The following is a 14,386-nucleotide window of genomic DNA, read 5'->3' on the forward strand; positions in this document are numbered from 1 at the left end:
GGGAGAATCAACGCTCTAACGTGGCCGCAGTGTGAATGCGGCTCTCAGTAAGGTCCAGTTCGTACTGAAGTGTGCGTAGCACTTCCTCGTTGATTTGCCCGTCGTCGCGCAATCGAATGAGGGAGTCTCGCTCGACTTGAAGCACTTCGATCATGGCAGCTTTTCGCTCGGAATAATCCACGTTACCCGCAGGTTCTATTTCATTCTCCGCTGGAAGTGCGTCGAGCCTTCTCTGGTACATGGCAATGAGTTCGCTGAACATGGCTGACTGAGTTTTCTTCTTAGCGCGTCTGCGGCTCAGATGAGCAACAGCCTCTCGAAGAAGTACTCGCCGAGTTTCCTGTTCCTCTTTACGTGAAGATTCCGCACCGCACAACCCTAATAGGCGAATCAACGTGGGCATGGTCAGGCCCTGAATCACAAGAGTGGCGAAGATCAAACAGAATGCCAGATAAATAATCATGCTTCTTTGTGGGAGAGTGTATGGCAGGGAGACTGCGGCTGCCAGTGAGAGCACACCACGCATGCCTCCCCAGCCGATGATGAAGGTAGCTCCGGGATTCGGAAGTTCGACATCGACCTTCTGCACCCAACGCTGCAGCCAATAAGAAAAGTATGTCTCGCCGAAGACCCAGAGCATACGGACTGCGATCATGGCCAAACTGAAACCTATGCCGTATCGGAGAAGCACGGAATGGCTCATTCCATGAAGCTGTCCCATGACATACGGCAACTGAAGGCCGATGAGGACGAACACAATGCCGTTCAAAATAAAGGTCAGGGCATCCCATACGGCTGTTGCCTGAAGCCGTACGCCAGGAGTCATGTACGAAACGCTCTTCCGGCTCATGTACATGCTGCACGCAATCACTGCAATGACACCGGATACCCTCATCCGAGCGCCAAGCAGGTAGGTTGCATACGGAACAAGAATGCTGATGACGATCTCGATGCCGCCGTCATCTATGGAATGCCTCGAACTCTTCTTATCGTGCAGGTCAGCGTTTATTGGCGATAACACCGGATCACCCGGATCTGTCTTCCCCACGTATTCCGAATCAAGAACCCCATCTGGAATCGGCCCGTTCCCACGCAACCCATCGGTGTTGTCCGGGGACCGCAAATCCCCACTGTCAGCCATACTCGCCGGTGACTAAAACGGCCCAAGCGCTGCAGCGTCGGCATCTTCAACTGCTTCGTCTCACCGCGGCATGAGAAAAGGGGCAACGGAGCACCTCCGGTGCCCCTTTTTTGGGGTGAAGATGCCCCAGGGTTATTGGGCAGGCATGTACTTGTTGAGCCACTGCAGAACGCGTTCGCTGCGGTCGCGAAGATGGTCGGGGTTCTCGAAGAGGTGACCTTCGTTGGGATAAACGATGAGCTGGGTTTTGACGCCCTGGGCGCGGAGCGCGTGCCAAAATTCGAAGCTCTGGGGAGTGGGGCACTCTCCATCGCGGTCGCCGACGAGAATCAGGGTGGGAGTTTTGACGTTGTGGATGAAGTTGATGGCGGTACTCTTGGCGTAGACAGCGGGATCGTCATAGACGGTCTTGCCGAAGAAGGGGACCATCCACTGGTCGATGGAGTTTTCGCCGTAGTAGCTCTGCCAGGCGGAGATGCCGGCACCGGCGATGGCGGCCTTGAACCGGTTGGTTTGGGTGACGGCGAACATGGTCATGAAGCCGCCGTAGCTCCAGCCGGTAATGGCTTCACGATGGGAATCGATGGCGGGGACCTGCTTCTCCACGGCGTCAAGTCCGCTGAGGATGTCGCGAAGGTCGCCGTAGCCGAAGTCCTTGCGGTTGGCGGCGGCGAACTTTTCGCCTTGACCGAAACTGCCACGGGGGTTGGGCTCGAACTCGAAGAAGCCGAGCTCGGACCAGAGGCTTCGGCCCCATCCGGTGGGAACGGTGGAGGAGGGACCTCCGTGGACCTGGACGAGGACGGGGTACTTCTTGGTGGGGTCGTAGTTTGAGGGGTAGGTGAGCCATCCTTGGACGTGGAAGCCCTCGTTGGTCCACTCGACGGACTCGATGTGGGCGTGAGGGGCGCCGGGGTTATTGAGGTGGGTGATCTGGCGCAGGGCGGTGCCGGGGCCGGCCCAGAGCTCGGCGGGGGTCTCGTGGCCGCTCTTGACGAAGGCCAGGACGCCGTTGTGCGAGACAGAGAGGGGTGCTTCGCCACCTAGGCCGAAACCGCCGAGGATGACCTCACCGAGGTCGAGGACATGGCCGGGTATCCTGGCTTGCTTGTCGGCGTCGTAGGTGGTGAGGAGGGTATGGCCGCGGCGATTTTCGACGAGGCCGAGGGTGTTCTTGGTAAGCCAGATTTCGAAGGAGGGAGAACCGTCGATGTCGGGGGTGATGTCCTGGGCGGTGTTGTCGTCGTTCTTCGGGGTCACGACCCAGATGTCGCCGCCGTTGGCACCCTCGTCGGACATTAGGCCGCCGATGAAGGCGATGCGCTTGCCGTCGGGAGAGAAGCGGGGAATGGCCATCTGCAATCCATGCATGGCAGTGGAGGTGGTGTTGGGATCGAAGGCGACCTGAGGGACGGAGTTCTCGGTGGTGGCGATGGTGAAGAGCTTGGCGATCCACCAGTTGTTATCGCCGGGCGGAGTAGCGGCGGTGAACGCGATGTGTTTGGAGTCGGGGGCGAAGTCAAACTCGTAGGCGTGCAAGGTTGTGGGGGTGAGCCAAGCGCCTTGGCCGGTGGTGGTGTCGACGGAGTAGACGCGCTGGACTTCGATGCCGTCCTCGCCTATGACGCCGGACCAGGGGGTTATGGGGGCGAGCGGACTGGACTGGCGGGTGGCGTTCTTGACGAAGAGGAAGGCGAGAGACTTGCCGTCCGGGGCCCAGACGGGTGCCTGGAAAATGCCGGTGAGGTGGGTGAGCTGGCGGGACTGGCCGGTAGCTACGGAGTAGAGGAAGAGCTGAGCCTGGGCATCCCCTGATTTTGCAGTGTTTTCGGTGGTGCAGGTGCTGGTGTAGGCGAGGATCTTGGAGTCCGGTGACCAAACGGGACTTGTATTGAAGCAGGACCCCACATCGGTGGGAGATACGATCTTCTCGGCTGCCATATCAGGATGGGCGAGCAGGGTGAGGTGGAGGGCAAAGCTTTTGTCATCGCCGAGGGTCCAGGCGACGGTGGCTCCATCGGGGGAGAGGGCGACGTCACTCGGGGCCTGTGTGTGGATGGCGGAATAGTAAAAGGCCTGTGTGTTGGTAGCGTTGGCGTAGAAATCCATGAGGCGAGGATCGTGTGTGGCGAGGGGCTTGATGGGGGCGGGGTTGCCGCTTTGGGCGAGAGCGCCGGCCGCGCAAGCGGCGAGCAAAAAGATCCCAAGTCGTACAGGAGAAAGATAACAATTCATCAAACTAAAGTAGCACTTAGGGGCTGCGAATCCTGAGCGCGGCAAGGGGCAACGTGTGGTCTCCGGCACCCTATCGGGGCAGAGCAGGTTATTAGTCGGGCTTGTGGGTATTAGAACTCATTGACTGTATGAGGATCTGCCTTTCAACGCTTGGAAAGATCCGGGTTTGCTCGGCGGGCGAATAACGTGTCAGTTTCTTTAGTAGGCTGACTGTCATGGGAAGCGGGTTCTTCACCATGCCTCGACTACGTCGCAAAATCCTCTTCAACCAGAGGTTTCAATGCTTCCCGGATACGATCTGCCGGTACGACGATAGCGATTCCCGCATTGATGCGTTCCTCTTGAAAGGGAGAACCTGCATCCTCGGATACACCATCGATATCGCTTGTCCGCTGATCGAAATGACCATGTACTAAACCAATCAATCTAATGCGGCCATCGCTTCCTGTAGAGAAAACAGGGGAACCACTGAGCCCGCCCAGAGAGCGAACCTCCACTAGAAATGCAGTCATCAATCCCATTCTCGTGCGGATGGGTTCATCAGGCAACGCCGCGATGCTGCCGACGCGAATAATCGGGATGTTTTTCTCGGAACCTTGATGATGAACAAATAGTCCCGTGAGCCCGACTTCGTGTCCCGGCAAGATGTGCGCTCGACTCGAAACACTAACTGTAAAAATGTTTTCCGGCATCCAGCAGCGCATCTCATGCGGATTCGTTAGATAGGGCCGGCTCGCGTCAGGCATTTGGTACTCGAATCGGGCAATCGCTACATCGACGACTTCGCCATCGCGCCCGGAATGATAGTGCCAGACGTTCAATGGAAACTCCCGCTCTTCCTTTCCTTCCTTCCCATTGAAAGTCAGGACCACCGTATCGACCGATGTCCTGTCTCGAATCATGTCTAATACATGTTTCGCAGTCACGACATAAAGACGGAATTTCGCTGTCTTGCGGTCAAGGTGCCCGGTGAAGAATGCGGTGCCCTTCGGCACGAGTCTGCCATCCGCCAAACGGATATTGACGAAGGCTACTGTGCGCACCATGTCAGAATGCACTTGCATAGCTACAGGGTAATAGGGCAACGCTCTCCGTAGCTAAGGAAGATACCTCTGCTAGTTTGCGGCAGCCTCCTCAACAGCGAGTGTGAGAGGAACGTTTGCAGTCCGCAGTCGACATTATCGGGGACGGCAAATACAATCTCCTTCGCCAGTCTGATCGAGGACTAGGACCCCGACATTGTATGAAAGCGTCAAGTTGCAAACAGAATTCGACCCTCTCTAGGAATATTCTGCATGTAGTGGGCGGGGTTCACCTTTTCGGAGGGTGAGTTCCGCTTCAAACTTCTTTTCGATGTGGAACATCGCGATGAACCATGTTTTGGACGTGCAGCGAATGGGAACGGTAGTCGCAAAAGACACACGCAAGCTCTTTATTTCGGTTGGTGCTACAGTCTTGCGGAGATGGGGTGCCTGCCTTTTTGAGATCGTGGAGGCCCAGGTCTTTGCGGATTGTCTAATGTCGTTCAGAAGTTGTCGAGTTATTTCCCCTGGAAGTCTCGGCGCTCTGCTCGTGGGGATGCGATCCACTGGTATGTGTCCATGACCGGAGCTTTGATCCTTGCTCGTGCGGTCAACGACGAGGAATTTGCACACGAGATTCTCGCGGAGACGAGGACACGCCTCCACTAGCGATTGAGCAAATAGTTTTACGTCGGCAACTCATCTTGGATGGATTCCGCGATATAGCTTGCCATCGCTTGACTCAACTGCGAGTCCACCTCATCGGCAATCGTCATGATGCCGAGAAGCAGGATGCTGAAGTCGATGGTGCCTAGATTTTTCTGGAGTGTATGGAAGATCGTTACCTGGAGAATGCGGCTCTCTTCCACCATCATCGCTGCGGTGTATCCCTGTCGGCGCCGTTCCAACCCATGATTCGAGGCAGATTCTGATTTCAGTTCTTTGGTGCCCAGTGGTTTAAAGACTTGCAGACGCCTTGCCAAGTCAAGGAAGACCTGAGGCAGATGCTTGCAACGCTCTTCGCGGCTGAGAGGAAGTGCCATTAAGGCATCTTCCTTTTCTACCTCTTCATACCAGTCAGCAATGCTGGCTTCGGTCGTGCGTTCCAGAATCGTCGCCAAGCTTTCCACCTTGCGCTTGTGCAGTGGTCCCTGTGCGGTCGCGGTAGTTCACGAGATACGGCGGATCGGTAAGGATGAAATCCACGCTGTTTGTGGGCATCTGACGCATGACTTCGATGCAGTCGTCATGGTGGATCTGGTTGCTGAAGCTGCTCAGCTGTGGGCTTGCTGCGCTCGTGGTTGTCAGTTCTGGAATTTCCTCTTGGTCCCTTGCCTCTGAAGGCGCTCGGGACACACCACGCGAAGCGATGCGAGGGACCCGCCTCCCAAGGCAAGCGGGTGCATTTTGGGGAGGGCCGAAAGAATGTTCTGCGTTCTCTGCAGAAGATTGTTTTGGAGGGACCCGAAACCCGCAGGGGGACCGTTAGTCCGAAGCAGAACACGCGCAGTCCGCAGGGCGGCGGTAGAGGCCCGAAGCAGTGTCCGGGCGATGGAAGGGGCATGGAACGGGGGGATCAGTATCGACAATCGCGCGCTGAAGAGAAGTATCAGAACGGAGGATTCCAGTACGAAAGTGAGCGATAGGGCTACTTAGCTACTGGATGGTCTTGTTATGTCCAGCGAACAGATCGGTTGCGATGATGGTGACCTCTTGCATGACATCTTTGGGAAGGACGCGTCCAAGGGGTTCTGCAGCTTCGATTTCCCGCTGAGTAGGTACGAGAATCTCTTCCTCTTCGAACTCTGTCTTGCGACTCGATCGCAGCAGATGAAGGAATTCAGCCTTGTTCTTTGGAGAGGAGAAAGAGAATAGTAGCTCGTATGCATCGCCTTGCGGATCTCCTGACAGAGCCAACGTGCGCGTATTCGTCATCTGAGCATATCCCAGCATGTAGCCGATCGCCTCAGTTGCTCGTGCTAATACCTCTGGATGATGTCTGGGCAAAAACGTAATGAATACGATCCAGTCCTTCTCTTCGGTCCAGAGTGGAGGGATGAGTGGCGGGCCTCCGGGCGGATTGGTGGGGGCGCTGCTCATCGTTGAGTTGATCATCGCGCAGGCGGTGAGAGAGAGCAAGTCGCCTAAATTCCGATTCTGTGGTCGGAACGCAACAAAGTGTGGTTCTGGATTATTGCTCTGGATGGAATCATGCGTTGCGAAAGGTAATAATCGGGGCCTTAATTTCACCCTATCGTCGGTCTAGTCGCAGGGAATTCGACTCGTCGCCTGCTGAATAAACCCCGAGGTGCGGCAAATATGATGCACGAAAAATCGACAGAAAAGGTGTCAAATGGAGTCATTGCCAAGCGGCTCCTGAACGTCAGGGAGGCAGCTCAATACCTGGGAATCGAGGTGGACACGGTCTACAAGAAGTCCAGGTTGCGGGAGGTTCCCTGCGTCAAGGTTGGTCGATCGTTGCGGTTCGATGTGAAGGCGCTGGAGCGCTATATCGAGCAGCACTCAATCGAAACCATCGACTAAAGGAGAAGCGAAATGTCTGTACACAAGTTGGATGAAGAGCTGTACGAGGTTCGTTGGAGGGAAGGAGGGCGAAATAAAAGCCAGACGGTTCATGGCAGTAGAGATCTGGCACGAAAGATCTCGCGCAAAAAGATGTCGACGCGAGACGAAAATCGGCACCTCGACGTGAAGAAGGAGATCAACTATCGGATGTCCGACTTAATCGGTCGTTACTGGACGCACTACGGAAGCAAGAAAGCTTCGGCAGATCGCGAGATGAGCATTGTGGAAGGGATTCGATCCGAGTTGGGGCGGAAGTTCGTGCGTGAGCTGGACGGCGTCGCCGTCCAGCGCTGGTACGAAAACCTTACCGGCAAGCGCGGCCTTGCCGATAATACGGCAGTGCGGCACTTCAACGTCATGCACCACATGATGGAGAAGGCTTCGACGCTCTGGTCCAAGGAAACCGGCATTGACCGGAATCCAGCCGACCTGATCGAGATGTACCGCCCGGACGATTCAAGAGAACGGTATCTTTCGGCAGAGGAGCTCTACCGCCTGAAGCTTGAGCTGGACGATCGTATGCTTCAGAAGGGCACCAAAAACCCTAATCGGACGAATCTTCGGATGAGGCTTATCGTGTTGATCGCTGTATCGACGGGGATGCGCTCCGCCGAGATCCACCGGCTGCTATGGTCCGACGTGAAGTACAGCGAAGGTCTGATCGCAGTCCGGGCAAAGCTGAAGAAGGGCAAGGAGCGCTACGTTCCTCTGGCTCCGGAACTCGCCGCGGAGATTCGGCGATATCCGGCGGTGATAGATGAGGAACGAATCTTCCCGCCGAAGGGTGGACCGAAGAGTAAGCGTCAGAGATTGGAAGGGAGTTTCGATGACCTGCTCAAGCGAGCGAAGATTCGGGATTTCTGGTTCCACGATCTGCGTCACACCTTCGCGTCCTGATACATGATGAACGGCGGCGATCTCTACGAACTGGCGAAGATTCTCGGTCACGCGAACATTTAAGATGACCGAGCGTTATGCCAAGCTGGGCCGCGCGCACATCGCCAAAACTGGCAACACGGCTAAGGTGATCTGGAACATGTTGAACAGGAAAACAGAGCAGGAAGAGGCCGAACAACAGGGCATTGCATAGCAATGTTCGGATATTGTTCGGACTGCTAAAACACTAACTTTCTGGTTGCTGCTAAGTGCTTTAGAATGTGGTGGCCAGAGACGGGATCGAACCGCCGACGCCGGCCTTTTCAGGGCCGCGCTCTACCACTGAGCTATCTGGCCTTGGCACTGGAACACCTATCGGGCTGCCAAGTGCGCCCGTTAAGCTCGTGCGTTTCGACTTCGCCTGCCTGAGGTGGGGAGGGAATAACCAACTGCGTTACCGCGTGTGGCTTTCGAGAACGTCGAAGGCCAGTATACCAATGACTTACGTCTCGCGCCAACCTCGATAAGTGCAAAATCTTTTTCCCCGGTCTTCGCGGTACGATAAATCCCTGACGAGGTACATCCGGCATGATGAGTTTTTGCAACAGCCCTATCCAGAGGCTGCTCCGTTTCTCCGTTCTCTTTGCCTTTGGCTCAGCCCTTGCCGGTAGCGGCGTGTTTGCACAGACAGGCTCTCCGCTCACGCCTTCCGAAGCCCGGACTGCGCGTGCCTTTGAGGCCGCAAAGAAGCTTGGAGCTCCGGAGCTTTATGCGTTTCTCAAGCCGATGCCCAAAGGCGCCGATCTTCATATGCATCTCTCCGGCGCGGTTTATGCGGAGACCTTTATCGCCGAGGCCGTCAAGCAGGGGCTTTGCGTCGATCCCAAAGCTTTGGCGCTCGCGCCGTCCGCGACAGGGAAGGACGCCCCTTGCGGCCCAGGCAATCTTCCTGCGTCGTCCGCGCTCAAGGACCAGAAGCTCTACGACGCTCTCATCGATGCCTTCTCCATGCGCAGCTTTGTCCCTAGCTCCGGGATCAGTGGACACGACCAGTTCTTTTCCACCTTCGATCACTTTCGCGGTCTCAATAGCTCTCATGCAGGTGAGTGGTTGGATGAGGTTGTCAGGCGTGCCGCTGTGCAGAACGAGCAGTACCTCGAGGTGATGCAGACCCCAACCTTTACCCACGCTGCGACACTTGGCTATAACCTCGGCTGGCCCGAGGGAGCAGAGAAGACCGTTACTCCGCAACAGCTCGCCAAGCTCCGCACCGACCTCCTCTCCGGCGGTGTGCGCGATGAGGTTAGCGTCGACAGCAAAGAGCTTGCCGATGCGGAATCCGCACGTCGTGCGATGGAGGGATGTGAAGGCGCGCAGCCCAACCCTGTGCAGATCCAGGGGATGGAACATGATCCCTGCACGATCCAGACGCACTGGCTCTACCAGGTCCTGCGCGGGTTTCCTCCCCAGCAGGTCTTTGCCCAGACGCTTCTCGGTTTTGAAGTCGCAAGCGCTGATCCGGATGTCGTCGGCATCAACTTTGTGATGCCGGAGGACGGCCGTGTCTCCATGCAGGACTACCACCTCCAGATGCAGATGCTTGACTATCTGCACTCGGTCTATCCGAAGGTTCGCCTGTCGCTACACGCCGGCGAGATCGCTCCCGGCATGGTGACACCGGATGGCCTGCGCTTCCACATTCGCGAGGCCATCGACCTCGGACATGCGGAGCGCATCGGCCACGGTATGGATGTGCTTTATGAAGATCATCCCTCCGCCCTGTTGAAAGAGATGGCGGACAAACACGTCATGGTCGAGATCAACCTGACCTCCAACGATGTGATTCTCGGTCTCACCCGGACGGACCATCCCCTCGCTGCCTACCGCGCTGCGCATGTGCCTGTCGCGCTCTCCACTGACGACGAAGGCGTCAGCCGCATCGACCTCACGCACGAGTACGTGAAGGGTGCGGAAGAGCAGGGCCTAACCTATGTCGACCTCAAGCAGATGGCACGCACCTCGCTGGAGCACGCCTTTCTCGCCGGAGAAAGCCTCTGGGCGGCGCCCGATAGCTTTACGCGACGCAAGGCTGCTTGTGCTGCATCGATCACTTCCATCAGCAATCCCACCTCTGCCTGTGCCGTGCTGTTGAAGTCGAGCGAGCGTGCCGCCGAACAATGGGAACTGGAACGCCGATTCGCTCTCTTTGAAGCTTCTATCCACTAGCTCATGCGCTAAACTTGTGTCGCACCGGCCAGATATTTCGTGGAAATCACGACCCTAAGGAGAGTCCCTTGTTGAAACGAGCGATTTCGGTAGTGCTGCAAACGATCCTGCTGCTGGCCGTCTTCGGCGTCGGGTCGTTTCTTCCGGTGTTCAATATTCTGCCTATGTGGAAGATGGGCGCTGGCGCCACGCACGATTTCGTGCTCGACGGCCTGCTTTTGATGATCGCGCTCTACCTGGTCATTCTTGCCATTGCAGCCGCCCGGAAGCGGTTGCGCAGCTCCGGGGCTCTCAGCACCCTGGCGTTCGTACTGGCCCTCCTTCTTGGTTTTGCGATGAAGTTTGGGATGGTCACCGTCGGTTCGGCTGCCTCCTGACCCTATTTTTGACTGTTTTTCCACAAACCTGAATCTGCCTCGGAACCCACGATTTTTCTGCCCGGGAGGCCGATTCTTGCTAGTCTTTAAGAGGCAAAGCACTATCAGCGGTCAAACGATTGCTTACTTACTCCACGCAGGCTGGACCGGAGGGGCATTTGTCGATTCCTGATCGTTGTTGTTGCCGCCGGGATGATTGCCCGGTTGAGAAAAGGACTCCTCCTTCCGAATGAATCTTTCCGCCTCTTCCCGTATTGCCACCCCCGCCCCCGCCATTGATCTCGCCGAACGCAAGATCGCTTACTTTTCGATGGAGATTGCACTTTCCAAATCTCTGCCGACGTACTCCGGAGGCCTTGGCATGCTGGCAGGGGACACCCTGCGTTCTGCTGCCGATACCGGCGTATCCATGGTTGTCGTCTCCCTGGTGCACCGCCACGGCTACTTCCAGCAGCACCTCGACGGAGTCGGTCAGCAGACGGAGAGCGATGTCATCTGGTCGCCCGAAACGACCCTGCCTTCCGTCGGCCAGGAGATTGTCGTCACCATGCAGAACCGTGAGGTTACGGTCCGCGCGTGGCGCTTCGACGTGGTCGGCGTCACCGGCCACATCATCCCGGTCTTTCTGCTCGACACCGATATCGAAGGCAACGACCCCTGGGACCGCAAGCTGACCGACCATCTCTATGGCGGCGATACCTACTATCGCCTCTGCCAGGAGACGATCCTCGGCCTCGGCGGCGTGCAGCTTTTGCACGCACTTGGCTGCAAGCCCGAGGTCTGCCACATGAACGAGGGCCACGCCGCTCTGCTGACGATCGGCCTCCTTGAAGAGCGCCTGAACGGCGCTCCGCTCCGCGATGCCACCGAGGCCGACGCCGAAGCGATCCGCCAACAATGCGTCTTCACCACGCACACGCCGGTACCTGCGGGCCATGACAAGTTTGGTCTCGACCAGATGTTTGCGGTGCTGGGCCATGACCGCGCCTCGGCCATCGAACGCTTCGGCTGTCTGCACGACGGCCTGATGAACATGACCTATCTGGCGTTGCGTTTCTCGCGCTACGTCAACGGTGTCGCCATGCAGCACGGCAAGGTCTCGCAGAAGATGTTTCCCGGCTACCAGGTACACTCGATCACCAACGGCGTTCATGCCGGAACGTGGCTCTCGCAGCCCTTCCAGGCGCTTCTGGATAAGGAAGTTCCCGAATGGCGTCACGATAACCAGTACTTCCGCTCGGTCTACGGCATCGCTCCCGCGGTCATCGACGCGACCCATGCGCTCGGCAAGCAACGTCTGTTTGCGACGGTCAAACAGCGCACTGGCGTTGAGCTTGATCCTAAGGTCCTGACGCTCGGCTTTGCCCGCCGCGTAGCCACCTACAAGCGTGCGAGCCTGCTCTTCCGCTCACCCGAGCGGCTGGTCGAGATCGCCGAAAAGATTGGTGGCTTGCAGATCCTGTTTGCTGGCAAGGCACACCCTGCGGATAGCGCCGGCAAGGGACTGATTCGCGATGTCTTTACGGCCGCTGCGAAGATCAACAACTCGAAGCTGCGCATCCTCTATCTGGAAAACTACGACTGGGACCTGGGCGAGCAGCTTACGGGTGGCGTTGATGTATGGCTGAACACACCGCTGCGGCCCTATGAAGCCTCCGGCACCAGCGGCATGAAGGCGGCGCTGAATGGCGTTCCCAGCCTGAGCGTGCTCGACGGCTGGTGGATCGAAGGCTGCGCGGAGAACATCACCGGCTGGGCTATTCCGGACTGCGACGATGAGGCGGCGGAAGCCAGCCTGCTCTATTACAAGATCGAGCACTCTGTCGCTCCTCTCTATGCGAACAAGGCTGCCTGGGCTGAGGTTCGCCGCCACTGCATCGCGATCAACGGCACTTTCTTCAATACGCATCGCCAACTGGGCCAGTATGTCTCGAACGCCTACTTCCCGCAGTCGGCCTCGGTCGCTGCGAGCGATCAGGTGATTGTGGATGACGAAGTCCGCGAGGGCGTGCTGGTCTAATTGGTACCGTAGAAACGACAAAGGCGTCGCGTCTTCGCGACGCCTTTGTCGTTGCCCTCTCATCTTTCGTCCGTCTGGGCGCATGGACATACGTGTAATTACACGCATACAATCATTCTTGGGAGATTGATGAATGCCCTTACACCCTGGTGATCCGGGCTGCATCTGCTATCGTCTGCGACAGACCGCACGGCTGATCTCTCGCACCTACGATCATTTCCTGGCTCCTGTGGGGATCAGCATCGGACAATTTGGCATCTTGGCCACTCTCGCCGCGATGCAAGGGAGTTCCATCTCCGAACTCGCCGATGTTCTGCAGATGGAGCGTACAACGCTTACCCGCAATCTCCTGCCTCTCAAAAAGCTCGGCTACATCGAAATTGAGGAAGGGGACGACAAGCGAGCCAAATCTTTGTGCCTGACCCGGGCCGGTGAAAAAACTCTCTCGGACGCAAGACCACTTTGGCACGCCGCTCAGCAAAGCGTTGAGCAGCAATTGGGCAAAGCTGAAGTGCAATCACTCAGCAAGACATTGGATGGCGCGATGGATCGTCTATCGGCCAGTGCGGTTAAAGCCGTCCCGTAAAGATCTTGATTTTGAGTACTCCTACTGATGCACTTGTTCCAGTCGTATGAAAAGGAAATCGATATGAATCAGCAACGCCGTGTCGTCGTAACAGGGGTGGGTCTCGTAAGTCCGGTGGGTATCGGCACAGAGGAGACCTGGGCCGCTTTACTGAAGGGCGAATCGGGGATTGCACCGATCCGTTTATTCGATGCCTCCCAGTTTGCCTGCCGGATTGCCGGTGAGGTAAAGGACTTTGTTCCGGAGAAGTACATCGATCGCAAAGACATCAAGAAGATGGGCCGGTTCATCCAGTTTGCGATGGCTGCCGCGGAGTTTGCCCTGACGCAGGCTGACCTGAGCATCACAGAAGAGAATGCGGAGCGCGTAGGGGTCTACGTCGGCAGCGGTATTGGCTCGTTCGAGGTGATCGAGCGCGAGCATGCGAAGCTCCTTGCCAGCGGCCCCGATCGTGTCTCGCCCTTCTTCATCAACGCCACTATCGCGAACCTGGCGTCGGGGCAGATCTCCATCAGGTACGGTGCCCAGGGGCCAAATCTCACGTGCTCCACAGCCTGTACTACCGGGGCGCACGGCATTGGCGAGGCCTGGCACATCATCCGCCGTGGCGATGCGGATGTCATGATCTGCGGCGGCAGCGAGGCTGCGGTGACGCCCCTCTCGATTGCAGGCTTCGCCTCCATGCGAGCGCTCTCAACCTGCAATGACAAGCCAGAGACCGCATCCCGCCCCTGGGACAAACAGCGGGACGGGTTCGTTACGGGAGAAGGCGCCGGGGTACTGGTTCTCGAAGAGCTGGAGAGTGCTCAGGCTCGCGGCGCAACGATCCTCGCGGAACTCGTTGGCTACGCCGCGAACTCCGATGCCTTCCACACCAATGCTCCGCCGGAAGACGGGCGTGGCGTGCGGCGAGTGATGCAGCTCACCCTCGAGCGTGCAGGGCTAAAGCCGAGCGATATCCAGTACCTGAACGCCCACGCCACTTCGACTCCGCTTGGCGATCGCGCTGAAGCCCGTGCCATCGCCGAGGCCTTTGGAGAGCATACAGACAAACTGCTTGTAAGCTCTACCAAGTCGATGACAGGACATCTGCTGGGCGGCGCGGGAAGTCTCGAAGCCGGCATTACGGTGCTGGCCCTGAGGGATCAGATGGCGCCCCCCACCACGAACATCGAGCAGCTCGATGAAGCCATCAGGCTGAACCTCGTTCGTGACAAGGGTGTCTCCGTGCCGATGGAGTATGCGATGTCTAACTCCTTCGGTTTTGGCGGAACCAATGCTTCCCTCATCTTCCGTAGATGGAAGCCCTGATCTTAC

13 protein-coding genes and 1 tRNA gene are annotated in these 14,386 nt (G+C 57.3%); 8 read left to right on the forward strand and 6 right to left on the reverse strand.

The annotated features are described in order from the left end of the window. Nucleotides 1-7 precede the first annotated feature (7 nt). From HDF15_RS09785 to HDF15_RS09805, 5 genes are all read right to left on the reverse strand, one after another. On the reverse strand, nt 8-1,141 hold the full coding sequence (locus HDF15_RS09785; protein WP_221314364.1) for a sodium:proton antiporter: 1,134 nt from the start codon (nt 1,139-1,141) through the stop codon (nt 8-10). A gap of 132 nt (nt 1,142-1,273) precedes the next feature. Further along, entirely contained in the window at nt 1,274-3,337 is a 2,064-nt protein-coding gene (locus HDF15_RS09790) for a S9 family peptidase (RefSeq protein WP_260330983.1), read from the reverse strand. A gap of 284 nt (nt 3,338-3,621) precedes the next feature. After that, entirely contained in the window at nt 3,622-4,422 is an 801-nt protein-coding gene (locus HDF15_RS09795; protein ID WP_184255070.1) for a hypothetical protein, read from the reverse strand. Nucleotides 4,423-5,084: 662 nt separating this feature from the next. Then, nucleotides 5,085-5,519, reverse strand: a complete 435-nt coding sequence (locus HDF15_RS09800; protein ID WP_184255072.1) for a hypothetical protein — start codon at nt 5,517-5,519, stop codon at nt 5,085-5,087. A 535-nt stretch (nt 5,520-6,054) separates the two neighbouring features. Then, the gene (locus tag HDF15_RS09805) at nt 6,055-6,537 is read right to left on the reverse strand and encodes a hypothetical protein (protein ID WP_184255074.1); all 483 of its coding nucleotides are present in this window, start codon (nt 6,535-6,537) and stop codon (nt 6,055-6,057) included. A gap of 180 nt (nt 6,538-6,717) precedes the next feature. Between HDF15_RS09805 and HDF15_RS09810 the strand changes: the two genes are divergently transcribed. The 3 genes from HDF15_RS09810 to HDF15_RS25855 all read left to right on the forward strand — a co-directional run bounded on the left by HDF15_RS09810 (nt 6,718) and on the right by HDF15_RS25855 (nt 8,074). Continuing rightward, on the forward strand, nt 6,718-6,942 hold the full coding sequence (locus HDF15_RS09810; RefSeq protein WP_184255075.1) for a helix-turn-helix domain-containing protein: 225 nt from the start codon (nt 6,718-6,720) through the stop codon (nt 6,940-6,942). 12 nt (nt 6,943-6,954) lie between these two features. Beyond that, complete coding sequence (locus HDF15_RS09815) at nt 6,955-7,881, forward strand: site-specific integrase (protein ID WP_184255077.1); 927 nt, start codon at nt 6,955-6,957, stop codon at nt 7,879-7,881. A gap of 64 nt (nt 7,882-7,945) precedes the next feature. Further along, nucleotides 7,946-8,074, forward strand: coding sequence for a hypothetical protein (locus HDF15_RS25855; protein WP_260330984.1), 129 nt, complete (start codon nt 7,946-7,948; stop codon nt 8,072-8,074). Nucleotides 8,075-8,142: 68 nt separating this feature from the next. Here the strand turns inward: HDF15_RS25855 and HDF15_RS09820 are convergent. Continuing rightward, nucleotides 8,143-8,217 (reverse strand) — tRNA-Phe (locus HDF15_RS09820). 231 nt (nt 8,218-8,448) lie between these two features. On the opposite strand from HDF15_RS09820, the gene HDF15_RS09825 reads away from it, so the two are divergent. The 5 genes from HDF15_RS09825 (at nt 8,449) to fabF (ending at nt 14,380) form a co-directional block, all read left to right on the forward strand. Further along, entirely contained in the window at nt 8,449-10,086 is a 1,638-nt protein-coding gene (locus tag HDF15_RS09825; protein WP_184255079.1) for an adenosine deaminase, read from the forward strand. A gap of 71 nt (nt 10,087-10,157) precedes the next feature. Then, on the forward strand, nt 10,158-10,463 hold the full coding sequence (locus HDF15_RS09830) for a hypothetical protein (protein WP_044177817.1): 306 nt from the start codon (nt 10,158-10,160) through the stop codon (nt 10,461-10,463). Between the two features lie 229 nt (nt 10,464-10,692). Beyond that, nucleotides 10,693-12,483, forward strand: coding sequence for an alpha-glucan family phosphorylase (gene glgP, locus HDF15_RS09835; protein WP_184255081.1), 1,791 nt, complete (start codon nt 10,693-10,695; stop codon nt 12,481-12,483). Nucleotides 12,484-12,616: 133 nt separating this feature from the next. Then, entirely contained in the window at nt 12,617-13,069 is a 453-nt protein-coding gene (locus HDF15_RS09840) for a MarR family winged helix-turn-helix transcriptional regulator (protein ID WP_184255083.1), read from the forward strand. 63 nt (nt 13,070-13,132) lie between these two features. After that, nucleotides 13,133-14,380: a beta-ketoacyl-ACP synthase II gene (gene fabF / locus HDF15_RS09845; protein ID WP_184255085.1), complete on the forward strand. Its 1,248-nt coding sequence runs from the start codon at nt 13,133-13,135 to the stop codon at nt 14,378-14,380. Nucleotides 14,381-14,386 lie beyond the last annotated feature (6 nt).

It is taken from the genome of Granulicella mallensis, from assembly GCF_014203225.1.
Taxonomy (GTDB): Bacteria; Acidobacteriota; Terriglobia; order Terriglobales; family Acidobacteriaceae; genus Granulicella; species Granulicella mallensis_A.